We start from the raw sequence: 25867 nt of genomic DNA on the forward strand, positions 1-25867 counted from the left end.
CGCCTCGGGTCCGGAACCCGAGCGGCCCGAGCAGCCGCCGTCCGCGCCGGCGGACGAGAAGTCCCGCGAGGATCAGGCGGCGCCCGGCAGCGACGCCGGGCCGGGCGCGGTTCCGGACGACGTCGTGGGCGAGCCGGCCGCACCGGCGCCCGCGCCGACGCGTCCGCAGTACATCTAGACCTCGGTCAACTCCCCCGCCGCCAACCGCAACCGGCGGTCCACGCCGATCTGGGCCAGGAACCGTGCGTCGTGGCTCACCACGACGAACGCGCCGCGGTACGCGTTCAGCGCCGCCTCGAGTTGCGCCACGCTGATCAGATCGAGGTTGTTGGTCGGCTCGTCGAGCAGCAGGAGCTGCGGTGCCGGTTCGGCGTAGAGCACGCACGCCAGCGTCGCCCGCAAGCGCTCACCGCCGGACAGCGCCGACACCGGCAGGCCGATCCGGTCGCCCCGGAACAGGAACTGCGACAACAGGTGCCGACGCCGGGTCACGGTCATCTCCGGCGCGAACGCCTGCAGATTCTCGGCCACCGAGGCGGCGTCCGCGAGCAGGTCGAGGCGCTGGGAGATGTAGGCGATGCGGCCGGCCGCGCGCTGCGGCTCGGGACCGTCGGACGCCACCTCTCCGGCGATGAGCCGCAGCAGCGTCGACTTACCCGCACCGTTGGGCCCGGTCAGCGCAATGCGTTCCGGCCCGCGAATCGACAGGTCGATCCCGTTGTCACCGAACAGCTCTCGGCCGCCACGTGACACCCGGACACCGGTCGCCGCGAACACGGTGCGCCCGGCGGGCACGGTGGTGTCGGGCAGGTCCAGCACGATCGCGTCGTCGTCACGTAGCGACCGCTCGGCATCGTCCACCCGGGCCCGCGCCTCCTCCACCCGCCGGCCGTGGACGTCGTCGGCTTTCCCCGCCGACTCCTGCGCCCGGCGCTTCATCGCACCCGCGACGATCTTCGGCAGCCCGGCGTCCTTGAGGTTGCGTGCGGCGGTGCTCTGCCGCTTGGCCGCCCGTTCCCGGGCCTGCTGCATCTGGCGTTTCTCGCGCCTGAGGTGCTGTTCGGCGCTGCGCAACTCGCCCTCGGCGGCCTGCTGGGCCTGGGCCACCGCCTCCTCGTAGGCGGTGAAATTCCCGCCGTAGGCGACGATCTCACCGCGGTGCAGCTCGGCGATCCGGTCCATCCGGTCCAGCAGCACCCGGTCGTGGCTGACGACCAGCAGGGTGCCGGTGAAGTCGTCGAGCGCGGTGTAGAGCGCGGCGCGGGCGTCGGCGTCGAGGTTGTTGGTCGGCTCGTCGAGCAGCAGCACGTCGGGCCGGGCGAGCAGCTGGGCGGCCAGCCCGAGTGAGATCACCTCACCGCCGGACAGGCTGGCGAGCGGACGGTCGAGTGCGACGTGGCCGAGCCCGAGCCGGTCGAGTTGGGCGCGGGTGCGCTCCTCGATGTCCCAGTCGTCCCCGATCGCGGCGAAGACGGCGTCGCTCGCGTCGCCGGCGGCCAGCGCGTTGAGCGCGGCGATCACCGGCGCGACGCCGAGCACCTCGGCGACCACGAGATCGCCGGCCAGCGGCAGCGTTTGCGGCAGGTAGCCGAGCGCGCCCTCGACCGTGACGGATCCGGCGGTCGGCGTCAGCTCGCCGGCGATCAGCTTGAGCAGGGTCGACTTGCCGGCGCCGTTGGGCGCCACCAGACCGGTGCGACCGACGCCCAGCGTGAAGGACAGGTCACCGAACAGGACGGTGTCGTCCGGCCAGGCGAACGACAACGAGGTGCAGACAATGGAGGCATCAGGCATGGCGGGATCTCCCGAGAGGCTGCGGGCGCAGAGCGCCGCAGAAAAGGGCAGGGACGAGTGTGCGAGCGGCTCCGGGATCACCCGGAGATCTCGTCGTCTCCCCACATGTCTTCAGCCCACCTCGATCGATTGACGTGCGCTGCCCATGTTAGTGAGGGCCGTCAAGCGGTTAAATATCCGCGCAGCATCCGCGTCACCGCGGTGATCTGCCCGACGTCCACGCGTTCGTCGACCTTGTGGGCAAGGTTGGGATCGCCGGGTCCGTAGTTCACCGCCGGGATACCCAGCGCGGCGAAGCGGGCGACGTCGGTCCAGCCGTACTTCGCGCGCACCTGCCCACCGGCCGCCTCCACCAAGGCGGCGGCGGCCGGCTTACTGAGCCCCGGCAGCGCGCCTGCGGCCGCGTCGGTCTGCTCGATCGTGACGTCGATGCCCTCGAACACCTCGTGCACATGCTCGAGCGCCTGGACGACGGTGCGGTCGGGCGCGAAGCGGAAGTTCACCGTCACCGAGGCGGCGTCGGGGATGACATTGCCCGCAATGCCGCCGTCGATGCGCACCGCCGACAGTCCTTCGCGATAGGTGCAGCCGTCGATGTCCACGCTGCGCGCCCGATAGGTGGTTAGCCGGTCCAGCACAGCGCCCAGCTTGTGAATGGCGTTGTCGCCCAACCACGACCGTGCGGAGTGCGCCCGGGTACCCGTCGCGCTGACCACCACGCGCAGCGTGCCCTGGCAGCCGGCTTCGATGTAGCCGCCGGACGGTTCGCCGAGAATCGCCACGTCGGCGCTCAGCCAGTCGGGCAGCTCGCGTTCGATGCGGCCCAGCCCGTTGGCGCTGGCCTCGATCTCCTCGCAGTCGTACATCACCAGCGTGATGTCGTGCGCCGGGTTCTCGACGGTGGCGGCGAGGTGCAGGAATACGGCGTCGCCGGATTTCATGTCCGAGGTGCCGCAGCCGTGCAGGACGTCTCCCTCGCGCCGGCTGGGGACGTTGTCGGCGGCCGGCACGGTGTCGATGTGCCCGGCCAGCAGCACCCGCGACGGCAGGCCGCGGTCGGTGCGGGCGAGCACGGCGTCGCCGTGGCGGACGACCTCGAAGCCGGTGGTCTGCTCACGCAGCGCGGCCTCGATCTCGTCGGCGATGCGCTGCTCGTGGCGGGACTCGCTGGGGATGTCGACCAGCGCTGCGGTCAGCTCCACGGGGTCACCGCGCAAGTTCAGGCCCATGGCCTCAACGGTAATCTCTACGACCGTGACTTCTGCCGCTGGAATCGGCCTGGCGACCATCGCCGCCGACGGAACCGTTCTCGACACGTGGTACCCCGCGCCCGAGACCGACGTCGATTTGATCAGTGACGACGAGATCGGCACGGTGCGCCTGTCGGCGGCCGAGGTGGCCGAACTCGGCGAGCTGACCGGCCGCGACGAGGACCGCGACGTCGACGTGGTGGCGGTGCGCACCGTGCTCAAGTCCCTGGAGGACAAGCCGGCCGACGCATACGACGCCTACCTGCGGCTGCACCTGCTCTCCCACCGGTTGATCCCGCCGCACGGCGCCAACATGGACGGCATCTTCGGCGTGCTGGCCAACGTCGTGTGGACCAACTACGGTCCGTGCCCGGTCGACGGTTTCGAGAGTGTGCGGTTGCGGCTGCGCCGGCGCGGTCCGGTGACGGTGTTCGGCATCGACAAGTTCCCGCGCATGGTCGACTACGTCGCGCCGAGCGGGGTGCGCATCGCCGACGCCGACCGGGTGCGCCTCGGCGCGCACCTGGCGTCGGGCACCACGGTGATGCACGAGGGATTCGTCAACTTCAACGCGGGCACGCTCGGCTCGTCGATGGTGGAGGGCCGCATCTCGGCGGGCGTGGTCGTCGGCGACGGCTCCGACGTCGGGGGCGGTGCGTCGATCATGGGCACCCTGTCCGGGGGCGGCAAAGAGGTGATCTCGGTCGGGAAGCGCTGCCTGCTCGGCGCCAACGCCGGGGTCGGCATCTCGCTGGGCGATGACTGCGTCGTCGAGGCCGGTCTGTACGTGACCGCGGGCACCAAGGTGCAGACCGCCGACGGGCAGACCGTCAAGGCCCGCGAGCTCTCCGGCGCCAACAACCTGCTGTTCCGGCGCAATTCGGTGTCCGGGGCGGTCGAGGTGGTCAAGCGCGACGGCACCGGCATCACGCTCAACGAGGCGCTGCACGCCAACTGACGCCTATTCGGGCGCCAGCACGCAGAATTCGTTGCCTTCGGGGTCGGCCAGCACCACCCAGGTCTGCTCGCCCTGACCGATGTCGACGTGCCGGGCACCCAGCGCGATCAGCCGGTCGACCTCGGCCTGTTGATCGTCCGGGGTGAGATCGACGTGCAGGCGGTTCTTGACCGTCTTGGCCTCGGGCACCGCGAGGAAAAGCCAGTTCGGTCCGCCGCCGGGTTGACGCAGTATCACGTCGCCGTCGTCGGTGAACTCCCGTGACCAGCCGAGCGCCTCGGCCCACCAGCTGCCCAGGGCGTGGGTGTCTGCGGCGTCGATGCACAGATCGGTGAACCTCAACGCCATTGCGCCAGCTCCTTCTTCAGGACCTTGCCCATCGCGTTGCGGGGCAGACTGTCGACCAGGCGCACTTCGCGGGGCCGCTTGTGCACCGAAAGCTGCTCGGCGACATAGTCGATGAGGGTCTCCGGCGCGGCGTCGCCGACGACGTACGCGACGATCCGCTGACCGAGGTCGTCGTCGGGCAGCCCCACCACGGCGGCCTCGCTGACACCGGCGTGGCCGAGCAGCACGGTCTCGATCTCGCCTGCGCCGACCCGGAATCCGCCGGTCTTGATCAGGTCGACGGACTCCCGCCCGACGATGCGGTGCATGCCGTCGCCGTCGATCACGGCGACGTCGCCGGTGCGGTACCAGCCGTCGGCGTCCAGCGCCGCGGCGGTGGCGTCGGGCCGGTTCAGATAGCCGTCGAACAGCATGGGACCGCGCAACTCCAGCCGGCCGATGGTGTCGCCGTCGTGCGGGACCGGCGCTCCCTCCTCGTCCACCAGCCGGGTGTGTACGCCGGCCAGCGGTAGGCCGACCCAGCCGGGACGGCGTTCCCCGTCCGCGCGGGTGCTCAGCGTGATGAGCGATTCGGTGCTGCCGTACCGTTCGATGGGCTGATGACCGGTCAACTCGGCGAGGCGGTCGAACACCGGAACGGGAAGCGGCGCACTGCCGGACACCAGCAGCCGGGCCGTCGACAGCGCGCGGGCGGCGTCGACGTCGGCGGCGATTCGTGACCACACCGTCGGCACCCCGAAGTACAGCGTGCCGTTCGCGGCGGCGTAGGCCTGCGGCTGGGGTCTGCCGGTGTGCACGAAACGGTTCCCGATGCGCAGTGATCCGAGCAGGCCGAGCACCAGACCGTGCACGTGATAGAGCGGCAGACCGTGCACCAGAACGTCTTCGGGCGTCCACTGCCACGCGTCGGCGAGTGCGTCGAGGTCGGCGGCGATGGCCCGCCGACTGAGCACAACGCCCTTGGGCAGCCCGGTGGTGCCGGACGTGTAGATGATCAGTGCCGGGGCGTCGGCGGGCGGTTCGGCGTAGCGGTGCCAGGAGCGGGCGTGCAGGCGCACCGGGATGTGCGGCAGGCCGTCATCGTCGGCCGGCCGGTCACCGAGCCAGGCCTGCGCGCCCGAATCGGTGAGCATGTGCCGGCGCTCGGTGACGCCGACGTCGGCGGGCACCGGCACGACCGGCACCCCGGCGATGAGGCAGCCGGTGATCGCCAGCACGGTGGCCGCGGTGGGCGTGGCCAGGACCGCGACCCGGTGGGCGCCCGCGACGCGTTCGGCCACCGAGGTGGCCGCCCCGACGAGGTCGCTGCGGCTCAGCGCGGTGCCGTCGATCGTCACGGCGTCGGAGAGGTCGGCGCCGCCGGCGACCGCGGCGGGGTTCAGCGATGCCAGCAACACGCCAGCGAGGCTACTCGCCGCGGTCTCCGCGATACTGGGCCTGTGGCCACGATTGAGCGGGTCTCCTCCCGGGAGGTCTACCGCAACAACTGGATGACGCTGCGCGAGGACGACATCCGCCGACCGGACGGTTCCGACGGCATCTACGCCGTCGTCGACAAGCCGACGTATGCGCTGGTGATCGCCTGCGCGGACGACCGCGTGCAGCTCGTCGAGCAGTTCCGATACCCGCTGGGGCTGCGGCGGTGGGAGTTCCCGCAGGGCACCGCGCCGGACCGGGCCGATCTGGAACCCGCGGAGCTGGCCGCCCGCGAACTGCGCGAGGAGACCGGGCTGCGCGCGGACACGATGACGCGGCTGGGCCTGCTCGACGTCGCGCCGGGAATGAGCAGCCAGCGCGGGTGGGTGTTCCTGGCCACCGGACTGACCGAGGGCCCGCACGACCGGGAGCACGAGGAGCAGGACATGCACAGCGCGTGGTTCGCGCGCGACGAGGTGGAACGCATGATCCGCGACGGTGACATCACCGATGCGCAGACCATCGCGGCGTACGGGCTGCTGCTGCTGTGGGAGCGTTCCCGCCGCTGAACTGGGGTTATCGGGTTGTCGGGGGGTGGATTTAAGATCGAAAGTATGTTCGGTCAGGGTCCTCTCGACTTGGGGTTCGAGCGGCGCTGCCCGGCGGTGACGCCGGAATCGGCGGCCCTGGTCGAGCAGATCGCCGCCGCCGCGCGGCGCGAGAATCGTGAGGCCGCGGCCCGGTTGACCGCGATCGCCGACCTGTTCGCCCTGCGCTCCGCCACCGCCGGGCCCGACGCCGAAGCGCATGTGGTGGACACGGTGAGCGCGGTGGCCGCCGAAGTCGCCGCCGCGTTGAACATCACCCACCTGGCCGCCTCGGCGCAGGCCGGGTTGGCCAAAGACCTGCGCGACCGCCTGCCGCTGGTGGCCGCGGTGTTCGCCGCCGGCGACATCATCGAGCGCGTGGTCGAGACGCTGGTGCATCGCACCGGGTTGGTGGTCGATCTGGGGGTGTTGGCCCGCATCGACGCCCAACTCGCCGCCGCGGCGGCCCGGTTGCCGGGGATGTCGTATCGGGCGCTACTCACCTACGTCGACCGGATCGTGGGCCGCCTGGATCCCGATGGGGTGCGGCGCCGCAAGAGTTACGCCGACAAACGCGAGGTGTGGGTCAGCGACCAGCTCGGCGGGATGAGCCTGTTCGGCGGCATGGTCGCCTCACCCACCGCCCATGCCTGGCTCGATCGGCTCACCGCGCTGGCGGGCACGGTGTGCGACCGCGATCCCCGCACCCTCGAGCAGCGCCGCGCTGATGCGATGGCGGCGATGACCCTCGGCGCCGATCGGATGGCCTGCCACTGCGGGCAACCTGCTTGCCCCGCCCGCGAGGCCACCGCCGCACCGGTGGTGCTGCACCTCATCACCGACACCATCGCCAGCACCGGCGGCGGTGGTGGTGACACCGCTGCCCCGCCTGCCGATCCGGCGGCGGGGATGGGGGTGCTGGTGGGGGCCGACGGGTTGTTGCCGCCGGAGGTGGTGGCCGACCTCGCCGCCCACGCCACCATCCGCCCGGTCGTGTTCCCCGACGACGCGCCGCCGGAAACCGGCTACACACCCAGTACCGCGCTGGCGGAGTATGTCCGCTGCCGCGACCTGACCTGCCGCTTCCCGGGCTGCGAGCAGCCCGCCGTGAGCGCCGATATCGACCACACCATCCCGCACGCCGCCGGGGGGCCCACCCAGGCCGCCAACCTGAAATGCCTGTGCCGGGCCCATCACCTGCTCAAAACGTTCGGCGGCTGGACCGACCAACAACTCCCCGACGGCACCGTCATCTGGACCTCTCCGGCCGGGGACACCTACCTCACCACCCCCGGCTCAGCCCTCATCTTCCCCACCCTGTGCGCGCCCACCGCCCCCGCGACCCGCCGTGCCTCAGCGGACAAGCGTGATCCCGGTGCTGACCGCATGGCCAAAGCACCGCAACGCCGCCGCACCCGCGCCGAACACCGCGCCGCGGCCATCGCCGCCGAACGCGCCCACAACCACCAGGCCCGCATCCAGCGCCGGCAACGCATCCACCCCTACTTCCAACCCACCCCGCCAGCCGATCCGGGCGACGACCCACCACCCTTCTGAGGCGATGACTTTCACCGCCGCGGGCGGTCTATATGGGACATGGACGACGACACAGCAATCCGTGACCTCATCACCGGCTGGGCGGCCGCCATCCGCACCGGCAACCTCGAATCCGTGGTGGCCGACCACGACAGCGACATCGTCATGTTCGACGTTCCGCCGCCCTATGACGGCGTGCGCGGCATGGCGGCCTACCGTGCATGCTGGCCGCCCTTCTTTGAGTTCCAGCGCAGTGGCGGCAGTTTCGACAATCTCGAACTGGACGTGACCGCGGGCGAAGACGTGGCCTTCGCGTGGGCTCTGCTGCGCTGCGCCACCGCCGAGGACGCCGCAGCCAACCCCGACAACAAGCTGCGCCTCACCATCGGGCTGCGCAAGGTCGACGGCCGCTGGGTCGTCACGCACGAGCACCACTCGTTCTGCCTGCCCTGACCCCGGGGGAACAGCACTCAATAACAAGATCGACAATTTCCCGTAACGACTTCCGGTTGGCCTGAAAATGGCTGTTACGCTGGCGCTTCCGGCCCGAGGAGTGCGAGGAAGGCGATGGCTACCCGACGTGCGTCAGTAGCGCTGTTGACCGCGGCCGTCGTGTTGGTCGCCATGGCCGGCGCGTCGGCCACCGCGAGCGCCGAGGCCACCGGCCAGATCTGGACGGGCCGGTTCTCGTTGGTGAGCTACGCCTCGCAGAAGGCCGGAACCAGCATCGCCGCCCGCCAACCCGAGGCGGACTTCACCGGTCAATACGTGTTCAGCACCGACTGCTCGAGCGGTGTCTGCATCGCCACGGTCGTCAGCGGTCCGCGGCCCACGAACCCGACGATCCCCCAGCCCTTGCGATACACCTGGGACGGCGCCCGCTGGGTGCAGTCCTACGACTGGCAGTGGGACTGCTTCCTGGGCGACGGCAAACCCAAGGAGTGGGCGCAGGCCCGCAGCTTCAGCTACTACGTCCCCCAACGCGACGGCTCACTGCAGGGCAGCTGGCGCACCGAGATCTACGGCGGCGCCTGCGCCGGTAACGTCACCATGGCCGTCGCCGCGGTCCCCGTCTGGTGACATAGGCGCCTGCGGCCTGACCGGACCCGTCGCGTTCCCCCGAACCCAGGACGACTCCACCCAGACCCGGCGCCGATCTTGATTCTGGCAGACACCCGGCCGAGAAATTGACTTTCCGGCCAATTCGTTAGGTCGGCTCAGCGTTGCGCGAGCGCACGCAGGAAGAACGTCACGTTGGCGGGCCGCTCGGCCAGCCGCCGGACGAAGTAGCCGTACCACTGGGTGCCGAACGGGATGTAGACCCGCATGCCGTGGCCGGCGTCGGCCAGGCGCTGCTGTTCGGCGTCGCGGATCCCGTAGAGCATCTGGTACTCCAGGTCGCCGGCGCGGCGCCCGTGCGTCGCGGCCAGGGCCGGCACCGCGTCGATGATCGCCGGATCGTGCGACGCCACCATCGGATAGCCCGAGCCCGCCATCAACGTCTGCAGGCAGCGCAGATACGAGTCGGTGACCGCGTCGGCCTCCCGGAACGCCACCGACGCCGGCTCGTCGTAGGCACCCTTGCAGAGCCGGATCCGCGCGCCTGACGCCGCGAACTCCGCGCAGTCCCCGGCGGTGCGCCGCAGATAGGCCTGCAGCACCGTGCCCAGCCAGTCGAAGTCGGCCCGCAACTCACGCACGATCGACAACGTCGACTCGGTGGTGGTGTGGTCCTCGGCGTCGACCGTCACCCAAACCCCGACGCGCTGCGCGTGCGCACAGATCGTGCGGGCGTTGTCCAGCGCGATCTGTTCACCGTCGCGCGGCAGCGCCTGTCCGAGCGCCGACAGCTTCAGCGACACCTCCAACGGCCGCACCGCGGCGTCCGCGGGCTCGGCGCGCCGGCCCAGCGCGTCGAGCAGTTTGACGTAGGCCTCGACCGTCGCGGTGGCGGCGTCCCGGTCGGTGACGTCCTCGCCGAGATAGTCGACGCTGACCATCCGCCCCGAACTGCGCAGCGCCGCAACGGTGGTCAGCGCGTCGTCGACGCTGTCCCCCGGCACGAAGCGATGCACGACATCGCGGGTGAGCGGCATTCGCTCGGCGGTCCTGCGCAGCCGCTCCGACCGGCCGGCGGCCAGGATCACCGGGCGGGCCAGCTGCTGGAAGGCGCCCATGTCAGGCCCCCATGTGGGGGTATTCGTGCGCGACGGGCGGCACGAAGTTCTCCTTGAGGCTGCGCGCCGACGTCCATCGCAGCAGGTTGAGCGCCGAACCGGCCTTGTCGTTGGTGCCCGACGCCCGGGACCCGCCGAACGGCTGCTGCCCGACGACGGCGCCGGTGGGTTTGTCGTTGACGTAGAAGTTGCCCGCGGTGTGCCGCAGCCGCTGCTGGGCGGTCAGGACGGCGCTGCGGTCGTCGGCGATCACCGCGCCGGTGAGCGCGTACTTCGCGCCGGTGTCGACGACGTCGAGGATCCGGTCGTAGTCGCCGTCGGGATACACGTGCACCGACAGGATCGGCCCGAAGTACTCGGTGCAGAACGACTCGTCGCCCGGATCGTCGGACAGCAGCACGGTCGGCCGCACGAAATACCCTTCGCTGTCGTCGTATTCGCCGCCTGCGGCCACGGTGACGCCCGGGGCGCTCTTGGCGCGTTCGATGGCCGTGACGTTCTTGGCAAACGACCGCTCGTCGATCAGCGCACCGCCGAAGTTGCCGAGGTCGGTCACGTCGCCGTAGGGCAGCGCGTCGGTGGCGCCGAGGAAGTCGTCGCCCATCTTCTGCCACACCGACCGCGGGACGAACGCCCGCGACGCGGCCGAGCACTTCTGCCCCTGGTAGTCGAACGCGCCGCGAATCAACGCCGTGCGCAACACCTCCGGGTGCGCGCTGGCGTGCGCGACCACGAAGTCCTTACCGCCGGTCTCCCCCACCAGCCGTGGGTAGCCGTTGTAGCGCTCGATGTGCGAACCCACCTCCCGCCACAGGTGCTGGAACGTCGCGGTGGACCCGGTGAAGTGGATGCCGGCCAGGTGCGGGTCGGCCAACGCCACCTCGGAGACGGCCAGCCCGTCGCCGGTGACCATGTTGATCACGCCGGGCGGCAGGCCCGCGGCCTCCAGCAGCTGCATGGTCAGGTAGGCCGCGAAGGTCTGGGTGGGCGAGGGCTTCCACACGACGGTATTGCCCATCAGCGCGGGTGCGGTCGGCAGGTTCCCCGCGATCGCGGTGAAGTTGAACGGGGTGATGGCGTAGACGAACCCCTCGAGCGGCCGGTAGTCGGTCCGGTTCCACACGCCGGGACTGCTCACCGGCTGCTGAGCCAGGATCTGACGGGCGAACGCGACGTTGAATCGCCAGAAGTCGACCAGCTCGCACGGGGCGTCGATCTCCGCCTGGTACGCCGTCTTCGACTGCCCGAGCATGGTGGCGGCGGCGATCTTCTCCCGCCACGGCCCGGCCAGCAGGTCGGCCGCACGCAGGAACACCGCGGCGCGCTCGTCGAACGGGGTGGCCTCCCAGTCCGCCTTGGCCGCGACGGCCGCCTCGACGGCGGCGGTGGCGTCGGCGTGGGAGGCGTTGGTCAGGGTGCCCAGCCGGGCCGCATGCCGGTGCGGTTGCACGACATCGATGCGGGTGCCATCGCCCATGCGGTGTCTGCCGCCGATCACGTGCGGCAGGTCGATCGGGGTGGCGGCGAGTGCGGTGAGCGCATCGGCCAGGCGGTGGCGCTCGGGTGAACCGGGTGCGTAGTCGTGGATCGGCTCGTTGGCCGGCAGGGGTACGTCGGTGATCGCGTCCATGACGTCGAGCATCCCGCAGACGAGACCTGCGTCACTTAGCCGATCCGCCAAAGTCCAGGTCGCCGGCCACTACAATCGGACAATATGCGCGCGGCCCGGATCCGGCTCGGCGAGCTGCTGTTGGCGCTGGACCGCACGATGGTCACGCTGCAGCGGGCCCCGCGCGGGCTGGACCTGCCCGTCGGCTCGGTGGCCTTGATCGACGCCGACGACGTGCAACTGGGCCTGGCGCCGTCGGCCGGAAACGCCGACCTGTTCTTCCTGGTCGGTGTCCCCGAGGACGCGGCGACGCGCTGGCTGGACGGGCAGCCACGCCGGCCGGTGGCGGTGTTCGTCAAGCATCCGTCCCCTGACCTGGTGGAGCGCGCCGCTGCGCTCGGCGTCGCGATGGTCGCCGTGGATCCGCGCGCCCGGTGGGAGCGGCTCTACCGGTTGGTGAACCAGTTCTTCGAGCACCGCGGCGCGCACGAGGAGCCGCCGCTGCCCGGCGGCACCGACCTGTTCGCACTCGCCCAGTCGATCGCCGACCGCACCCGCGGGATGGTCAGCATCGAAGACGCGCAGTCGCACGTGCTGGCCTACTCCGCGTCCAGCGAGGAGGCCGACGAACTGCGCCGGCTGTCGATCCTGGGCCGCGCCGGACCCCCCGAACACCTCGAGTGGATCGCCGGGTGGGGCATCTTCGACGCGCTGCGGCACGGCGACGACGTGGTGCCGGTGGCCGAGCGCCCCGAACTCGGGCTCCGGCCCCGCCTGGCGGTCGGCATCCACGTGCCGTCCGGTCCCCGCCGGCCGCCGGTGTTCGGCGGCGCGATCTGGCTGCAGCAGGGGTCGGCTCCGCTGGCCGACGACGCCGACGAGGTGTTGCGCGGCGGCGCCGTGCTGGCCGCCCGCATCCTGTCCCGGATGGCGTCGGCGCCGTCGACGCACACCGTGCGGGTGCAGGCACTGCTCGGCCTGGCCGAGGACGGCGACCGCGACATCGGCGCGGTCGCCCGCGAACTGGGTCTCGATCCGGAGCAACGCACCGCGCTGATCGGCTTCCGGTGCACCGCGGGAGCCGCGCCCGCGGATGTGATCGCGTTGAGCGCGAGCGCGTTTCGTGCCGACGCGCAGGTGGTGCCCGCGGGTGAGCGGGTGTACGTGCTGCTGCCGAAGATCGGTGCGGCGGCGTCGGTGACGTCGTGGGTGCGCGGTGTGGTCGCGATGGCGCACCGCGAGCTCGGCCTGACGCTGCGCGCCGTGGTGGCGGCACCGCTTCCGGGGCTGGCCGCGGCGCCCGGCGCCCGCGCCGAGGTGGACCGTGTATTCGACAGTGCCGCACGGCATCCGGACGCGATCGGGGAGGTCACCTCACTGGCCGAGGCGCGTGCGACCGTGGTGCTCGACGAGATCGTCGCGCACGTCGCCGCCTCGCCCCGGCTGATCGATCCGCGGGTGCACACGCTGCGCGCCCAGGATCCGATGCTGGCCGAGACCCTGCGCGCCTACCTCGACGGGTTCGGCGACATCGCCGCGGTGGCCAAGCGGCTGCACGTGCATCCCAACACGATCCGCTACCGCATCCGGCGTATCGAGACGCTGCTCGACACGTCACTGGCCGACAGCGACGACCGGCTGGTCCTGGCCCTGGGGTTGCGCGCCACCGAACCGATGACCCCGGCTCAGCCGGTGAAGGCGCCGCCGGCCAGTTCGTCGAACCGCTCCAGCGCCTCGTCACCGGGCTCGTCGATCCCGCGCAGCGGCCCGCGCTCGGCGAGGTAGCGCCGGGCATACAGGCGCGCCACCAACGCCTTTCGCTCACCGCCGCGTTCCGCCCGCTCCCAGGCGGCCTGCTCGGTCAGCAACGCGGCGGCGTACACGTCGCCCATGAACTGCGCCAAGCCGAACAGCCGCGCCTCGGCGACGGCGCCGTCGAGGGTGCGCCAGGCGGCCACCGCGGCGTCGAGGTCATCGATGCGCCGGGACACCAGCTCGGTGGTGGCGTCGTCGTCGGACACCGACACCGCGTCGCGCAACCGGTCCAGCAGGGGTTCGTGCGCGTCGGCGCGCACGATGCCGCGCGCGACATCGAGGCACAGGATGTTGTCCGGCCCCTCCCAGATCGTGTTCACCTGCGCGTCGCGCAGCAGCCGTGCCACCGGCCAATCCTCGATGTAGCCGTTGCCGCCGTGGATCTCGATGGCGTCCGACGCCGCGGTGATGCCCAGCCGGCACACCTTCAGCTTGGTGACCGGCACCGCGATGCGCTGGCGGATCCGCCGCGGCTGGCGGTGGTTGGCCAGACCGGTGCCGTCGAACACCAGCGCCTGGGCGGCCTCGACGTCGACGATCAGCTCGGCGAGCTTGCGGCGCATCAGCGGTTTGTCGATCAGTGCGGAGCCGAACGCGGTGCGGTGGCGTGCGTAGCACAGCGATTCGACCAGTGCCCGGCGCGCATTGCCGAGCGCGAACAGCGCGATGCCCAGCCGGGCCGCGTTGGTCAGCTCCATCATCCGCCCGAGTCCGCGGCCGTCGGACGGTCCGGCGTCCGCGGTCGGTTCGCCGGAGAGCAGGAACGCCTCGGCGTCGACGAACTCCACCTCACCGGACGCCACCGAGCGGGTGCCGAGCTTGTTCTTCAGCCGACGGATCCGCACCCCGTTGCGCGTCCCGTCGCGCCGCGTGCGGAGCACCAGGAAGCTCGCGACTCCACGGCTGTTGTCCGGCGCTCCTTCGGGTTTGGCCAGCACGACGAAGGCCTCACCGGCACAGTTGGACGCGAACCACTTGAACCCGTTGAGCCGCCACGCGTCGCCGGCGCGGGTCGCCGTGGTTTCCAGCGCCCCGAGATCGGAGCCGCCGGTGCGTTCGGTGAGCATCTGCGCGGTCTCCCCCGCCCACTCCCCGGACTCGAACTTCGCCAGCACGTGGTCGCGGATGTCGGCGGGTGCGTAGGCGGCGACCAGCGCCGCCACCATGCCGCCGCCGGTGCCCAGTGCGCAGCCCATCCCGATGTCGGCCTGGTTGAGCAGGTAGTTGGCGGCGAACATCGGCAGCGACGACCGGCCCCCGGCGGCGCGGACCCCGTCGCGTAGCGCCTGCTGACTGTCGAGCACCACCCGCTTGGCGTCGGTGAACGACGGCGGCATCTCGACCCGGCTGACGTCGTGACCCCACCGGTCGTACCGCTCGAGGCGGGGTGGGTTGCGGTCGGTCTCCTCGGCCCACCTGGCCACCGCACCGCCCATGAGCTCGCCGATGCGGACGAGGTGGTCCTCGGCCACCGGCAGCTGATCGGGCGGCAGGTAGTAGGCGAGCAGGAACTGCAGCGTGGGATCGGTGGTGTACCAGTTGAGCCCGGTCGCGCCGCCGAAGTCCGCGGTGCGGTACCGCGCCGCCTTCGCCTCGGTGCTGAACGGGAGCCGGTCCACGGTCTCGACGTCGTAGTCGCTCATCGTCAGCGACGGTATTACGCCTCGGCGGTGCTCAGGCGGCAACGCGCGAAGTGCGCGTCAGGACCACGAGTGCGGCGACGGCGATCAGCGCGCTGGCCACCATGCCGACGGCCATGGGAACCGCGGTGTGGTCCCCGCCGAGCGGGGAGGCCACCGCGGCCAGCCCGAACTGCAGCGCGCCGAGCACGGCCGATCCGGTGCCCGCGGCGTCGCGCGCCTCCTCCAGCGCGAGCGCGGTCGCGTTGGCGACGATCAGGCCCAGGCTGGCGACGACGCCGGCCAGCAGCGCCAGGGTGATCCACAGCACCGGTCCGATCACCGCGTCGACCAGCAGCGACACCGACAGCACCACCATGAACGTCACCCCGAGGGCGATCAGCCGGCGCTGACCGAACCGGCCGACGATCCGGGCGTTGACGACGTTCATCGCCACCAGGCCGACCGCGTTGGCGGCGAACGCAATCGAGTAGCCGACCGGCGACAGGCCGAGCACGTTCTGGAGCACGAACGGCGACGCGGAGATGTAGCAGAACATCACCGCGAAGCTGAAGCCGAACGCCAGCGTGTACCCGAGGTAGCGGCGGTTGGCCAGCACCGCGCGGGCGTCGCGCACCATCGTGGGTAGCCCGCCGGTGCTGCGCCGGTGCGGCGGGTGCGTCTCGGCCAGCACCACAGCGGCACCGATGAGCATCAGCACAGCCAGTCCGGCGAGCACCCAGAACACCCCGCGCCATCCGATGTGCGGGACCAGCGACCCGCCCAGCAGCGGCGCGGCGACGGGACCGACCCCGTTGATGATCATCATCAGGCTGAACGCCCGCGCCGCGGCGGCGCCACGCGCCCGGTCGGCGACCATGGCGCGGCTGAGCACCACACCGGCCGCCCCGCCGAACCCCTGCAGGAACCGGAACGCGATCAGCAGCCCGACATTCGGCGCCAGGGCGCAGGCGACGCTGGCCAGCACGCACACGAGGGTGCCGGCCAGCAGCAGCGGACGCCGGCCGTACCGGTCCGACAGCGGGCCGATGACCAGCTGTCCGAGCGCCAGACCCACCATGAACGTGGTCAACGTCAGCTGGATCGCCGATGCGGTGGTGCCGAACTCCACAGCCATCGCGGGGAACGCGGGCAGGTACATGTCGATCGACAGCGGCGCGACGGCGGTCAGCATGGCCAGCACGCCGAGCCAGGCCGGCGGAATCGGAAGTGCGCCGCGCTGGTTCTGCGGGGCGGCTTGATCGACGACAGTCACAGACAAAACCTCAATACGTATAGATTTATAGATATTTCTAGAGGTACAGTACCGGATATGACGCCTGCGGCAGAAGCGGTGCACCAGCGTGACGTCGACGACATCGCGGCTGCCGTCCGGACCGTGGTGTGGTCGCTGCGGCGGTTCGGCGAAAAGCAGGTCGGGCTGGAACCGCTGCCCCATTCGGAGTTCGAGGTGGTGCGCACGGTGTCGAACCACCCCGGCATCAGCGTCTCGGACGTGGCCCGAACGCTCGGCCTGCAGGCGAGCAACGTGAGCACCACCGTGCGGCGGCTCGTCGAACGGGGACTCCTCGAACGCGAACCCGATCCGCTGGATCGCCGCGCCACCCGACTGCGCCTGACGCCCAAGGCGGCCCAGCACAAGCGGTCGATCGACGCGGTGTGGGACGACGCCGTGCGCGATCAGCTCGGCCGGATGACCGACGACGAGGCCGATCTGCTGGTCCGCGCCGCCCCGCTGTTCGCGCGGCTCGCGTCGATGGGTTAGGCGGCGAGCCGTTGCACCGCGGCGGCGATGCGCTCGTCGCTCGCGGTCAGCGCGATGCGGACGTACTGCCCACCCTGCGGACCGTAGAACTCGCCGGGGGCGGCCAGGATGCCGCGTTCGGCCAGCCAGTCCAAAGTGGTGCGGCCCGGCTCCCCGCGGGTCGACCACAGGTAGAGCCCGGCTTCGGAGTGGTCGACGGTGAAGCCCGCGCTGCGCAGCGCGGGAAGGAGGCTGTTACGGCGGCGGGCGTAGCGCTCGCGCTGCTCGCGTTCGTGGGCGTCGTCGTCGAGGGCGGCGACCATCGCCGCCTGGATCGGGGTCGGCACCATCATCCCGGCGTGTTTGCGCACTGCGAGCAGTTCGGCCACGACGGCCGGATCACCCGCGACGAAACCGGCGCGATACCCGGCCAGCGAGGACGTCTTGGACAGCGAGTGCACCGCCAGCAGCCCGGTGTGGTCGCCGTCGCACACCGACGGATGCAGGACCGAGACCGGTTGGGCGTCCCACCCCAGGCCGAGGTAGCACTCGTCGGAGGCGATCAGCACACCGCGCTCACGGGCCCATTCGACGACCTTGCGCAGGTGGTCGACACCCAGCACCCGCCCGGTCGGGTTGCTCGGCGAGTTGAGGAAGATCAACGCGGGCGTGCGCGGACCGATCTGGGTCAGCGAATCCGCCAGCAGCACCTGGGCGCCGGCCAGCCGGGCACCGACGTCGTAGGTCGGATACGCCAGTTCCGGCACGACCACCACGTCGTCACGGCCGAGCCCGAGCAGCGTCGGCAGCCAGGCGATCAGCTCCTTGGTGCCGATGGCGGGCAGCACCGCGTCGGGCGCCAGATCCGTGATGCCGTAGCGCCGCTCGAGTGCCGCCTTCGCCGACGCGCGCAGAGCCGGGGTGCCCGCGGTGGTCGGGTACCCGGGCGCGGAACTGGCCGCCGCCAGCGCGTCGCGGATCACCGGCGCCACCGGATCGACCGGCGTGCCGACCGACAGGTCGACTATGCCGTCCGGATGCGACCGGGCCGTCGCGGTGGGTCCGGCCAGTGTGTCCCACGGGAACTCCGGCAGCTTCGCCGACACCGCCCGCCGGGTCACGTCAGGGGCGGGCGTGTCAGTCCTCACCCTGCGGCGGCAGGTCCTTGATCGCCTGCGGATCGTTGTCGGTCTGGCCGACCTTGGAGGCGCCGCCCGGCGAGCCGAGCTCGGTGAAGAAGTCCGCATTGGACTGCGTGTAGCTGCTCCACTGATCGGGGACGTCATCCTCGTAGTAGATGGCCTCGACCGGGCAGACCGGTTCGCAGGCGCCGCAGTCGACGCACTCGTCGGGGTGGATGTACAGCATGCGTGCGCCCTCGTAGATGCAGTCGACGGGGCATTCTTCGATGCATGCCTTGTCCTTGACGTCGACACAGGGTTCGGCAATGACGTACGTCACCGGTTCTCCTAGGTGTTCCTCGGTCTAACTGTCCAGTGGGCTGCCGGAGCGGGTCGGGCCGCCGAGACGGTGCCGCCGGTCGGATGCAGTATGCCCAGCCGATACCTGCACGATCGTCTCAGTGTGCCCTAACTTCGCGCGCCGCCCCGGTAAGGGTTGCGCGTGGTTACTGATACTAAACGTCGCACATACAGGTCGACCAGTCCGCACACCCCGCGTGTCAGCACAGACAGCAACGCCACGGCGGACCGGGGCACGATCGGTCGCCGTGGCGTTGCGCTGTCTGGCGGGATCAGGCCTGGCGGAGCGCCTCGATCTCGAGGGAAATGGTGACCTTGTCGCCGACGACGGTGCCGCCGGTCTCGAGCGGCATGTCGAGGTCGATGCCGAAGTCTTTGCGGTTGAGCACCACCGACGCCTCGAAGCCGGCGACCTCACCGTGGCCCATGCCGGGATTGACGCCATTGAACTCCAGGTCGAGCGTGATCGGCCTGGTGACGCCCTTGAGCGTGAACTCGCCGTCGAGGACGTACCGGTTGCCCTCGGTGCGTACGCCGGTCGAGGTGAAGGTGGCGGTCGGGTGGGTCGCGACGTCGAAGTAGTCGGCGGACGCCAGGTGGGCGTCGCGTTGCGCGTTGCGGGTGTTGAGCGAGGCGACCGAGATCTCGGCCGAGACCGACGCGGTGCCGTCCTCGGCGACGGTGATGGTGCCGGAGAAGTCGTCGAAGGTGCCGCGCACCTTGCTCACCATAAGGTGGCGGACGGAGAAGCCGATGGTCGAGTGCACCGGGTCGATCGCCCAGGTGCCGACGCTCAGCGCGGTGTCAGTTGCTGCGGTCATGGAGGTCTCCTTCGGTCGGGTGCCGGCGTTTCCGACGCCTATCCATCAAAACGGACCGTGGTCCGAATGCATTCCCGGGTGCCTGTAACGATCGTGATGGCGGTCACGACAGATCACGGGCGGCAGCGGCCGTTCATCTCATCTCGAGCGTTCCGGGGGGGAACCAATGAAGAAAACTCTTGTCGGATTCGTGTGCGCGGGCGTGGTCGCGCCGCTGTTCGCGGTGGCCAGCGCGCCGGTCGCCGGGGCCTACAGCAGTTGCGCCGATGCGCGGGCGGCGGGGGCCGCGCCGCTCTACGCCGGCCAGCCCGGCTACAGCCGCAAGCTCGACCGCGACGGCGACGGGGTGGCCTGCGAGACGGGCGGCGGCGGAGGCGGGCCGGTGTTCGTGCCGGCGGCCCCGGTCCCGGTGGCACCGGCGCAGCCGGCGCCGAGCAGCTCGCCGGCGCCTGTTCCCGCGTCCGGCGCGGCCGGGCCGAACGTCGTCGTCGACTGGACCGGCACCGACTGCATCGACATCACGGTGCCTGCGGCGGACTACCCGTCGCGAGTGGTCGTCAACCGGTGCGGTGGGCACGCGGAGTTCACGCAGGATCCCCCGGCCAAGCCGGAGTCGCTGATCGGCGCCGATCCCGCGATGGGGTCGGCCGCCACGGTGTCGTGCGAGATCCGCGAGGCCCGGCTGCTCGATTCCGGCGTGGCCGGCGACGGGCACGACGTCAACTGCCTCACCACGGTGGGACAGCTGAGCTAACCGGGGCGCACGGCAGGGCATGCGTCGAACGTGCGTCCACTGCGAGAAACCGGGCGGGATCTCGCAGTGGGCGCACGTTCGGCGCGGCCGCCGCCGGCCGCGGGGCTACGCCGCCAGCGGGGCGTAGGTGGTGGTGCGTTGGCGCGCCGGCCGGCCGATACCCTCGGCGATCGCGACGAGCTCGGCCACCGTCTTGGCCGACCCGTTCTCCGACCCCGCCATCCGGGAGATCGTCTCCTCCATCAGCGTGCCGCCCAGGTCGTTGGCGCCGCCCTGCAGCATCACCTGCGTGCGCTCGACGCCGAGCTTCACCCAACTGGTCTGGATGTGAGAGATCCTGCCATGCAACATGATCCGGGCCAGCGCGTGCACGGCCCGGTTGTCGCGGTGCGTCGGCCCCGGGCGCGCGCCGCCGGCGAGGTACAGCGGCGAGGACTGGTGGACGAACGGCAGCGGCACGAACTCGGTGAACCCACCGGTGCGGTCCTGGATATCCCTCAGGACGCGCAGGTGCCCCACCCAGTGGCGCGGCTGGTCGACGTGGCCGTACATCATCGTCGAACTCGACCGCAGCCCCACCTCGTGCGCGGTGGTGACGACGTCGATCCACTCCGAAGTCGGCAGCTTGCCCTTGGTCAGGATCCAGCGCACCTCGTCGTCGAGGATCTCCGCGGCCGTGCCCGGAATGGTGTCCAGCCCGGCCTCGCGCAACGCAATCAGCCATTCCCGCACCGACAGCCCGCTCTTGGTGACGCCGTTGGCGATCTCCATCGGCGAGAACGCGTGGACGTGCATCGACGGCACCCGGGCCTTGACCGCACGCACCAGGTCGGCGTACCCGGTGACCGGTAGTTCGGGGTCGATTCCGCCCTGCATGCACACTTCGGTCGCCCCCGCGACGTGCGCCTCCCAGGCCCGGTCGGCCACTTCCGAGGTGGACAGCGAGAAGGCGTCGGCGTCGCCCTTGCGCTGCGCGAACGCGCAGAACCGGCAGCCGGTGTAGCAGATGTTGGTGAAGTTGATGTTGCGGTTGACGACGAACGTCACGTCGTCACCGACCGTATCGCGCCGCAGCGAATCGGCAAGCGCAGCAACGGCATCGAGCGCCGGACCGTCAGCGGTGGCCAGCGCCAGATACGCGTCGTCGGACAATCCGGCGGGATCGCGTTCGGCCGCCCGCAGGGCCGCCAACACGTCGGTGTCGATGCGCTCCGGCGCCCGCGCGGCCAACTCCTCGACCTTCTCGCGGATCGACTCCCAGTCGCCGAATGCGCTGCCCAGGTCACTGCGGGTGACGGTCAGCCTGCCTTCGCTGTCGATCGCCTCGTGCAGGTCGATCCGTCCCAGTGACTGCGTTGCCTCGTCGGGCTCCTGCCACGGTCGTCCGACCGGATTGACGTCGAGCGCCAGGCCTGTCTGCGGATCGGCCAGCGCGTCGACGTGACCCCGCACGCGCGGATCGATCCACGCCGCGCCGCCCTGCACGTACTCTGGCTGGGCCGTCAGGCGCTGCACCAGGTCGAAACCCGCCTCGGCGGTGACGGCGGCCAGATCGTCGAGTGCCGGCCAGGGCCGCTCCGGGTTGACGTGGTCGGGCGTCAGCGGCGACACCCCGCCCCAGTCGTCCACACCGGCGCCGATCAGCGCCAGGCACTCCTCGCGCGACACCAGATTCGGCGGCGCCTGGATGCGCATCTTCGGTCCGAGGACCAGGCGGGTGACCGCGATGGTGGCGAGGAAGTCCTCGATCCCCGCGTCGGGCGACGAGGCCATCGCGGTGTGCCCCTTGGCACGGAAGTTCTGGACGATCACCTCTTGGACGTGACCGAACTCCTTGTGCGACTTGCGGATCGCGTGCATGGTGTCGGCCCGCTCGGCGAGGTTCTCCCCGATGCCGACGAGCAGTCCGGTGGTGAACGGGACGGACAGCCGCCCGGCGTCGTCGAGCGTGCGCAACCGCACCGCCGGATCCTTGTCCGGGCTGCCGTAGTGGGCCAGGCCCCGCGTCTCGAACAGGCGGCGCGAGGTGGTCTCGAGCATCATGCCCATCGACGGCGCAACGGGTTTGAGCCGCGACAGCTCCGACCAGCTCATCACGCCGGGGTTGAGGTGGGGCAGCAGACCGGTCTCCTCGAGCACCCGGATGGCCATCGCCCGGACGTAGTCGAGGGTGGAGTCGTAGCCGCGTTCGTCGAGCCACTGCCGGGCTTCGTCCCAGCGCGCCTCGGGGCGGTCACCGAGGGTGAACAACGCCTCTTTGCAACCGAGTTCGGCGCCGCGGCGGGCGACGTCGAGGATCTCGTCGGGCTCCATGTACATCCCGGCGCCGTCGGCGCGCAGCCGCCCGGGCACGGTGACGAAGGTGCAGTAGTGACAGGTGTCCCGGCACAGATGCGTGACGGGAACGAAGACCTTGCGTGAGTAGGTGACCGGCAGCCGACCGGTCGCACCTCGTCGGCCCGCAGACGTCAGCCCGGCGTCCCGCACACGCGCGGCGCTGGCGCACAGGTCCGCCAGATCGTCGCCGCGCGCGGTCATCGCGATCGCGGCTTCTTCCACGTTGAGCGCGACCCCGTCCCTGGCCCGTCGCAGTACGCGTCGCAGCGCCGCGGGGCTCGCAGAGGTGGACTTCGGGGGGACCACCGGGTGGGGCAGGTCAGCGCCGTTCTGGGGGTTCAGAGCCACTCCCGTGTAACGACGGCCTCGACGACATTCATCCGCGGGTCTCACATCCTGGAATCACTGCGTCCGGCATACCGGCCACAGTAGTCCCGCCCGCCCGCCGGGGTGTGGCCCCGTCGCGAAAGCCGGGCAACCGGCCCGCGCCCACGGTAGGTTGCTTCCGCGTCCGCGGACGCCGACGACCAAGGAGCCGCCATGCCCGCCGCTGCCCGTTCTCTCCTCGCCGCCGGTGTGGCCGCTGTCGGCGCCGCCGCCATCGTCGCCGCACCGGCGGTCACGCCGCTCCCCGAACCCTCCCTGACCAGCGAGATCCGGATGACCGCGGCGCACACCATCACCCCTGCGTTCCGCGACATCGTCGCAGAGGTGGCCCTGCGCGCGCTGCCCGCGCCGCCGTCGCCTCCCCCGGCCTCGGGGCCCAGCACCCAGAACGCGTTGAGCAACGCGATCATCCAGGCCTGGGACTTCGCGGTGCCGTGGATCGACTACGGCGTCGAACTGGCGGACTACGTGCTGGGCTTCATCCCGTTCGGCTACGCGATCTCCGATCAGATCACCATCTTCTACGACAGCCTCTTCCCGATCGCCGACACGTTCGTCAGGGACCTGGTGGCCCCGGTGGTCGACCAGCCGCTCAACCTCGCGGTGTGGGTCGAGGGGATCAGCGACCTCGTGGTGACCACGGTCGAGTCGGTGATCAACCTGGGCATCAACGAGTTCAACTACTTCTTCGGCTGGTTGATCCCGCCGTTGCCACCGATCGGGCTGCAGACGGCGGCCCTCGTGTCCGAGGACCCGGTGGAAGAGGTCGACGAGGTGAGCGCACCGCTGATGATCGAGGGGGACGCCGCGATCTCGGTCGAGACGGTCGCCGACGAGGAATTCCAGGTCGCGCAGGACGCGACGCTCGAGACCGGCGAGGGCGAGATCCCGGTCGTCGTCGAAGCCGCCGACGACGACACGGTGGTCACCGAGCCCGGTGACGAGCCGCTGACCGAAGAGCCGGAGAATGCGCCCGTCGTCGACGAGGAGCCGCTCACCGACGAGGAGCCGCCCGTCGACGACCAGCCGGTCACCACCGGCGGCGACGAACCGTCCGACGGCGCGCAGGAGAACGCCGAGTCCGAGGCCGCGCCGGCCGACGGCAGCGACAACGCAGTAGAAGGTGGCGCCGAGCCCGGCACCGAGTGATCAGCGGGCCGACCGGCGGAAGAGCAGCCACGCCGCCGGCCCCACTCCGACGGCGACGAAGATCAGCACGCCGAAGGCCATCACGCCGTGACCGCCGAACACCATGTCCCCGCCCGGTCCGCCGACCAGCAGGACCGCCACGGTGGCCAGCCACGTCCACAGCGGCAGCGCGGCGATCCGGCCGGATTCGGTGTGCTGCATCGCCGCCCACACGAGCGCGGCGTTGACCGCCCCGACGATCACCGCGCTGATCGGAAACGGCATCACGCCGAGGCGCAACGGCAGGAGCAGCGCGCCGGCGAACGCGGAGAGGACGCCGTCCAACGCGAGCAGCGCCAGGATCAGCGCACTGGCGGAAGAGGGTCCGGCGGGCGCGCCGCGAGCCGGCGCCGTCAGGTCGGGATGCTGTCGAGCAGCCCGACGAGCGACCCCACCACCCACTGGTAGTTGTCCAGCCGGTCCTGCCAGTGCTGCAGGTTCGGGTCGAGATCGGGATCCATGGATGCCCCTTCGAGGTCGCCGGATGGCGTGAGCTTACCGCGCGTCTTCTTCGCTAGGCCAGGGTCAGTCCAGCGAGCAGGTCCGTCTCCCAGCCGCGGCTGTCGCGCTCGCCGGCGGCACCGGCCACCAGCACGAAATGCTCCTCGGCTAAAACCGGCATGGCGATGTCGTTGGACAGCGCGAACGACTGTCCGTTCGGCGCGACCGACACCTGCGTGGCGTGCGCACGCAGCGCCGCGAGCTTCGCCTCCAGCGCCGCACCCGCGTCGACCACCGCGGTGATCGCGTCGTCGGCGTAGCCGAAGGGAACCTCGTCGATGGTGATGCGGGTCCACGCGCGCGGGACGTCGCGCATGGCCGTGAGGCCGTCCCGCATGGCGCTGGTCGCCTGCACGGTCCAGTAGAACTTGGGCACCCGCCAGTGTGCGGCATCGACGGCCGCGGTGGTGACGCGATGGGCCTGGATGTGATCCGGATGGCCGTATCCGCCGTTGGGGTCGTAGGTGACGACGACGTGCGGCCGGAAGTCGTCGATGGTCCGCACGAGCGTGCCGGTGGCCTCGGCCATGTCGGCGTCGACGAACCTCTGGTGCCGGCGCGGCGGCGTACCGGCCATCCCCGAGTCGCGCCAATGGCCCGGGCCGCCGAGGAACCGCGGCCGGCCGACACCGAGTGCGGCGAGTGCGGCGGTCAACTCGGAGATGCGGTACCCGCCCAGTTGATCGGCGTGATCGACGGCGAGTTGGGCGTAGCGCTCACCGATCACCTCGCCCTCCTCCCCGAGGGTGCAGGTGACGACGCGGACGTCGGCTCCCTGGGCGGCGTAGCGCGCGATCGTGCCGCCGGTGGTGAGCGTCTCGTCATCCGGGTGGGCGTGGACGAACAGCAGACGGGGCGTTTCGGGTGACATCGCGCGTGACGCTACGCGCCCACGCCGAAGCACCCCGTACGACTCGGACCGGCAAACTTTTGTCGGCCGAGAGCCCGGACGCCCGAGAGGCCCGCCTTAGCAAATTCTTACCTTGGTCAGAATCGGCCGCTGGTGCGCCCGCCTATCTCTCAAGGATCGTCGGGCGACGCCCCGCGACCGCGTTCTCACTTCTCATGATCGTATGGTTGCTGAAGCGGATCATAAGGCACCGCGGGCCGAGAAGTTGTCATATTCGTCAATAAGGCAATTCAGCGTTGCCTGAACGCCATGAGCGCGTGACTCGGCAACAAATGCAAGCGCCGACCCACCACCAGGCCGCTCGATCGCGTGCCCGCGCGCAGGCGTGCGACCTGCAGATTCCTTTCGTTTGGCGAGCCAGCTGTTCGCAAGCAACGAGTCAGAGTGCCCGGTGGCGCACCTCTGGCACCGTCCGCAACACGCGTCCGGTGGTTGCTCAACGGAAATCTCGCCGACCTGCCCCAGCGTTTGACGTGTGCGTCAGTTACGAGAAGAAGATCGCCACCGAGCGGAACCGGTTCTTTGCCTCAGGCAACAACTGCAATACGGAATGTGCTGGCCTAAGGCACATACGGGCCACTCGTGCCGCCGTGGGGCAGGAGTCCGAGTTCGCC

At 70.7% G+C, this 25867-nt stretch carries 23 protein-coding genes; 9 read left to right on the forward strand and 14 right to left on the reverse strand.

Going from position 1 to position 25867, the window contains the following annotated elements:
- Window positions 1-174 precede the first annotated feature (174 nt).
- Entirely contained in the window at window positions 175-1794 is a 1620-nt protein-coding gene (locus tag E4P42_RS22415; protein ID WP_135128315.1) for an ABC-F family ATP-binding cassette domain-containing protein, read from the reverse strand.
- Window positions 1795-1955: 161 nt separating this feature from the next.
- Window positions 1956-3023 (reverse strand): succinyl-diaminopimelate desuccinylase, encoded by a 1068-nt coding sequence (gene dapE, locus E4P42_RS22420; RefSeq protein ID WP_135128316.1) that lies wholly within the window; start codon window positions 3021-3023, stop codon window positions 1956-1958.
- Here dapE and dapD point away from each other — a divergent pair.
- Window positions 3022-4002: a 2,3,4,5-tetrahydropyridine-2,6-dicarboxylate N-succinyltransferase gene (gene dapD, locus E4P42_RS22425; RefSeq protein WP_167759578.1), complete on the forward strand. Its 981-nt coding sequence runs from the start codon at window positions 3022-3024 to the stop codon at window positions 4000-4002. The genes dapE and dapD overlap by 2 nt on opposite strands.
- A 3-nt stretch (window positions 4003-4005) precedes the next feature.
- On the opposite strand, the gene E4P42_RS22430 is transcribed toward dapD, so the two are convergent.
- Both E4P42_RS22430 and E4P42_RS22435 read right to left on the reverse strand, forming a co-directional pair.
- Window positions 4006-4350 (reverse strand): VOC family protein, encoded by a 345-nt coding sequence (locus tag E4P42_RS22430; RefSeq protein WP_135128318.1) that lies wholly within the window; start codon window positions 4348-4350, stop codon window positions 4006-4008.
- Window positions 4341-5747 (reverse strand): acyl-CoA synthetase, encoded by a 1407-nt coding sequence (locus E4P42_RS22435; RefSeq protein ID WP_135128319.1) that lies wholly within the window; start codon window positions 5745-5747, stop codon window positions 4341-4343. The genes E4P42_RS22430 and E4P42_RS22435 overlap by 10 nt, the downstream gene beginning before the upstream one ends.
- A 93-nt stretch (window positions 5748-5840) precedes the next feature.
- Here E4P42_RS22435 and E4P42_RS22440 point away from each other — a divergent pair, with 93 nt between their 5' ends.
- From E4P42_RS22440 to E4P42_RS22455, 4 genes are all read left to right on the forward strand, one after another.
- Window positions 5841-6335 carry an NUDIX domain-containing protein gene (locus E4P42_RS22440; protein WP_371287068.1) on the forward strand — a complete coding sequence of 165 codons (495 nt, stop codon included), beginning with the start codon at window positions 5841-5843 and terminating at the stop codon, window positions 6333-6335.
- Between the two features lie 45 nt (window positions 6336-6380).
- Window positions 6381-7910 (forward strand): HNH endonuclease signature motif containing protein, encoded by a 1530-nt coding sequence (locus tag E4P42_RS22445; protein WP_135128321.1) that lies wholly within the window; start codon window positions 6381-6383, stop codon window positions 7908-7910.
- Window positions 7911-7949: 39 nt separating this feature from the next.
- Window positions 7950-8342, forward strand: coding sequence for a nuclear transport factor 2 family protein (locus E4P42_RS22450; RefSeq protein WP_135128322.1), 393 nt, complete (start codon window positions 7950-7952; stop codon window positions 8340-8342).
- Window positions 8343-8456: 114 nt separating this feature from the next.
- The gene (locus tag E4P42_RS22455) at window positions 8457-8969 is read left to right on the forward strand and encodes a hypothetical protein (RefSeq protein ID WP_135128323.1); all 513 of its coding nucleotides are present in this window, start codon (window positions 8457-8459) and stop codon (window positions 8967-8969) included.
- A 137-nt stretch (window positions 8970-9106) separates the two neighbouring features.
- Here the strand turns inward: E4P42_RS22455 and E4P42_RS22460 are convergent, their stop codons facing one another.
- Together E4P42_RS22460 and pruA are read right to left on the reverse strand one after the other, a co-directional pair.
- Entirely contained in the window at window positions 9107-10066 is a 960-nt protein-coding gene (locus E4P42_RS22460; RefSeq protein ID WP_135128324.1) for a proline dehydrogenase family protein, read from the reverse strand.
- A 1-nt stretch (window position 10067) separates the two neighbouring features.
- Window positions 10068-11696: an L-glutamate gamma-semialdehyde dehydrogenase gene (pruA, locus tag E4P42_RS22465; RefSeq protein ID WP_135128325.1), complete on the reverse strand. Its 1629-nt coding sequence runs from the start codon at window positions 11694-11696 to the stop codon at window positions 10068-10070.
- 84 nt (window positions 11697-11780) lie between these two features.
- On the opposite strand from pruA, the gene E4P42_RS22470 reads away from it, so the two are divergent.
- On the forward strand, window positions 11781-13460 hold the full coding sequence (locus E4P42_RS22470; protein WP_135128326.1) for a CdaR family transcriptional regulator: 1680 nt from the start codon (window positions 11781-11783) through the stop codon (window positions 13458-13460).
- Here the strand turns inward: E4P42_RS22470 and E4P42_RS22475 are convergent.
- On the reverse strand, window positions 13361-15133 hold the full coding sequence (locus E4P42_RS22475; protein ID WP_135128327.1) for an acyl-CoA dehydrogenase family protein: 1773 nt from the start codon (window positions 15131-15133) through the stop codon (window positions 13361-13363). The two genes, E4P42_RS22470 and E4P42_RS22475, sit on opposite strands and share 100 nt — an antisense overlap.
- 31 nt (window positions 15134-15164) lie before the next feature.
- On the reverse strand, window positions 15165-16304 hold the full coding sequence (locus E4P42_RS22480) for a multidrug effflux MFS transporter (RefSeq protein ID WP_135128346.1): 1140 nt from the start codon (window positions 16302-16304) through the stop codon (window positions 15165-15167).
- Between the two features lie 138 nt (window positions 16305-16442).
- On the opposite strand from E4P42_RS22480, the gene E4P42_RS22485 reads away from it, so the two are divergent.
- Window positions 16443-16895 (forward strand): MarR family winged helix-turn-helix transcriptional regulator, encoded by a 453-nt coding sequence (locus E4P42_RS22485; protein ID WP_135128328.1) that lies wholly within the window; start codon window positions 16443-16445, stop codon window positions 16893-16895.
- Here E4P42_RS22485 and dapC read toward each other — a convergent pair.
- From dapC to E4P42_RS22500, 3 genes are all read right to left on the reverse strand, one after another.
- Window positions 16892-17980, reverse strand: a complete 1089-nt coding sequence (gene dapC, locus E4P42_RS22490) for a succinyldiaminopimelate transaminase (protein ID WP_167759580.1) — start codon at window positions 17978-17980, stop codon at window positions 16892-16894. The two genes, E4P42_RS22485 and dapC, sit on opposite strands and share 4 nt — an antisense overlap.
- A gap of 31 nt (window positions 17981-18011) precedes the next feature.
- The gene (gene fdxA, locus E4P42_RS22495; RefSeq protein ID WP_135128329.1) at window positions 18012-18335 is read right to left on the reverse strand and encodes a ferredoxin; all 324 of its coding nucleotides are present in this window, start codon (window positions 18333-18335) and stop codon (window positions 18012-18014) included.
- 292 nt (window positions 18336-18627) lie between these two features.
- Window positions 18628-19176 (reverse strand): YceI family protein, encoded by a 549-nt coding sequence (locus tag E4P42_RS22500; protein WP_135128330.1) that lies wholly within the window; start codon window positions 19174-19176, stop codon window positions 18628-18630.
- Between the two features lie 166 nt (window positions 19177-19342).
- On the opposite strand from E4P42_RS22500, the gene E4P42_RS22505 reads away from it, so the two are divergent.
- Window positions 19343-19930 carry an excalibur calcium-binding domain-containing protein gene (locus E4P42_RS22505; RefSeq protein ID WP_135128331.1) on the forward strand — a complete coding sequence of 196 codons (588 nt, stop codon included), beginning with the start codon at window positions 19343-19345 and terminating at the stop codon, window positions 19928-19930.
- A gap of 105 nt (window positions 19931-20035) precedes the next feature.
- Here the strand turns inward: E4P42_RS22505 and E4P42_RS22510 are convergent, their stop codons facing one another.
- Complete coding sequence (locus E4P42_RS22510; RefSeq protein WP_135128332.1) at window positions 20036-22615, reverse strand: bifunctional FO biosynthesis protein CofGH; 2580 nt, start codon at window positions 22613-22615, stop codon at window positions 20036-20038.
- A 192-nt stretch (window positions 22616-22807) separates the two neighbouring features.
- Here E4P42_RS22510 and E4P42_RS22515 point away from each other — a divergent pair, with 192 nt between their 5' ends.
- Window positions 22808-23803, forward strand: coding sequence for a hypothetical protein (locus E4P42_RS22515; protein WP_135128333.1), 996 nt, complete (start codon window positions 22808-22810; stop codon window positions 23801-23803).
- On the opposite strand, the gene E4P42_RS22520 is transcribed toward E4P42_RS22515, so the two are convergent.
- A complete protein-coding gene (locus E4P42_RS22520; RefSeq protein WP_135128334.1) occupies window positions 23804-24244 on the reverse strand; it encodes a hypothetical protein in 441 nt (146 codons plus the stop codon).
- A gap of 112 nt (window positions 24245-24356) precedes the next feature.
- Window positions 24357-25214 carry an N-acetyl-1-D-myo-inositol-2-amino-2-deoxy-alpha-D-glucopyranoside deacetylase gene (mshB, locus tag E4P42_RS22525; protein WP_135128335.1) on the reverse strand — a complete coding sequence of 286 codons (858 nt, stop codon included), beginning with the start codon at window positions 25212-25214 and terminating at the stop codon, window positions 24357-24359.
- Window positions 25215-25867 lie beyond the last annotated feature (653 nt).

Origin of the sequence: Mycobacterium sp. PS03-16, from assembly GCF_004570325.1 — a bacterium.
Taxonomy (GTDB): domain Bacteria; phylum Actinomycetota; class Actinomycetes; order Mycobacteriales; family Mycobacteriaceae; genus Mycobacterium.

Bases quoted from the DNA above. Each gene is read 5' to 3' on its own strand.
- E4P42_RS22485 (WP_135128328.1), top strand. From the start codon at position 16,443: ATGACGCCTGCGGCAGAAGCGGTGCACCAGCGTGACGTCGACGACATC.
- E4P42_RS22470 (WP_135128326.1), top strand. From the start codon at position 11,781: ATGCGCGCGGCCCGGATCCGGCTCGGCGAGCTGCTGTTGGCGCTGGAC.
- E4P42_RS22500 (WP_135128330.1), bottom strand. From the start codon at position 19,176: ATGACCGCAGCAACTGACACCGCGCTGAGCGTCGGCACCTGGGCGATC.
- E4P42_RS22505 (WP_135128331.1), top strand. From the start codon at position 19,343: ATGAAGAAAACTCTTGTCGGATTCGTGTGCGCGGGCGTGGTCGCGCCG.
- E4P42_RS22430 (WP_135128318.1), bottom strand. From the start codon at position 4,350: ATGGCGTTGAGGTTCACCGATCTGTGCATCGACGCCGCAGACACCCAC.
- dapE (WP_135128316.1), bottom strand. From the start codon at position 3,023: ATGGGCCTGAACTTGCGCGGTGACCCCGTGGAGCTGACCGCAGCGCTG.
- E4P42_RS22455 (WP_135128323.1), top strand. From the start codon at position 8,457: ATGGCTACCCGACGTGCGTCAGTAGCGCTGTTGACCGCGGCCGTCGTG.
- E4P42_RS22415 (WP_135128315.1), bottom strand. From the start codon at position 1,794: ATGCCTGATGCCTCCATTGTCTGCACCTCGTTGTCGTTCGCCTGGCCG.
- mshB (WP_135128335.1), bottom strand. From the start codon at position 25,214: ATGTCACCCGAAACGCCCCGTCTGCTGTTCGTCCACGCCCACCCGGAT.
- E4P42_RS22440 (WP_371287068.1), top strand. From the start codon at position 5,841: ATGACGCTGCGCGAGGACGACATCCGCCGACCGGACGGTTCCGACGGC.
- dapD (WP_167759578.1), top strand. From the start codon at position 3,022: ATGGCCTCAACGGTAATCTCTACGACCGTGACTTCTGCCGCTGGAATC.
- E4P42_RS22480 (WP_135128346.1), bottom strand. From the start codon at position 16,304: ATGCTGACCGCCGTCGCGCCGCTGTCGATCGACATGTACCTGCCCGCG.
- E4P42_RS22445 (WP_135128321.1), top strand. From the start codon at position 6,381: ATGTTCGGTCAGGGTCCTCTCGACTTGGGGTTCGAGCGGCGCTGCCCG.
- E4P42_RS22475 (WP_135128327.1), bottom strand. From the start codon at position 15,133: ATGAGCGACTACGACGTCGAGACCGTGGACCGGCTCCCGTTCAGCACC.
- E4P42_RS22460 (WP_135128324.1), bottom strand. From the start codon at position 10,066: ATGGGCGCCTTCCAGCAGCTGGCCCGCCCGGTGATCCTGGCCGCCGGC.
- pruA (WP_135128325.1), bottom strand. From the start codon at position 11,696: ATGGACGCGATCACCGACGTACCCCTGCCGGCCAACGAGCCGATCCAC.
- E4P42_RS22515 (WP_135128333.1), top strand. From the start codon at position 22,808: ATGCCCGCCGCTGCCCGTTCTCTCCTCGCCGCCGGTGTGGCCGCTGTC.
- E4P42_RS22450 (WP_135128322.1), top strand. From the start codon at position 7,950: ATGGACGACGACACAGCAATCCGTGACCTCATCACCGGCTGGGCGGCC.